A 915-nucleotide genomic window follows, 5' to 3' on the forward strand; every position below is an offset into this window, starting at 1 on the left:
GGAGTGGTGTAGTTCGGTTCTCGCGTGAGGCTCTGCGGACTTCGACTATGCCGTCATGAGTTCGGTGTGTGCCACCTCCGTGGGGTCGTTGCTGGGTGGGGTGAGTAGGGCCATGGAGCTTTCGGACAGGTAGCGGCGGTCGGCGACCTGCCATTCGTCGTGGGCTTCGACCAGGACGGCGCCGGCTAGGCGGAGCAGGGCTTGGGGGTTGGGGAAGACGCCGACGACGTCGGTGCGGCGTTTGATCTCCTTGTTGAGCCGCTCGAGTGGGTTGGTGGACCAGATCTTCTTCCAGTGCGCGGGTGGGAAGGGGGTGATGCCAGGATGTCGTCGGCGGCTTCGTGCAGCATGGTCTCGACCTTGGGGAACTGGCGGCCGAGCATGGAGGCGATCACGGCGAGCTGGTCGCGGACCATGTCGGGGGTGGGCTGGGCGAAGATGGTGCGGATGGCGGCGGCGACCATCTCGGCCGACCCCTTCGGAACACTCGCCAGAACATTTCGCAGGAAATGAACCCGGCATCGCTGCCAGGCGGCACCCAGCAGGACCGCGCCGATGGAGGCGACGAGGTCGGCGTGGGCGTCGCTGATGACCAGCTGCACCCCGGCCAGGCCGCGGGCTTTCAGCGAGCGCAGGAACGCGGTCCAGAACGCGCCGTCCTCGCTGTCCCCGACGGAGAAGCCGAGGACTTCGCGGCGGCCGTCGGCGGTGACGCCGGTGGCCACGATGACGGCCTGGGAGACCACCCGGCGGTTGACGCGGGCCTTGCAGTAGGTGGCGTCCAGGAACAGATACGGGAAGCTCTGACCGGCCAGCGACCGATCCCGGAAGGCTGACACCTCCTCGTCCAGGTCGGCGCAGATCCGGGAGACCTCGCTCTTGGAGATGCCGGAGTCGGCACCGAGGGCTTTGACC

General features: G+C 67.7%; 1 pseudogene. It reads right to left on the minus strand.

Annotation, left to right across the window (positions count from 1 at the left end):
* Positions 1 to 45 precede the first annotated feature (45 nt).
* Positions 46 to 915, minus strand: a pseudogene (locus ABFX54_RS56645) (IS256 family transposase); the annotation flags it as partial.

The organism is Nonomuraea maheshkhaliensis (assembly GCF_039529435.1).
GTDB lineage: Bacteria > Actinomycetota > Actinomycetes > Streptosporangiales > Streptosporangiaceae > Nonomuraea > Nonomuraea maheshkhaliensis.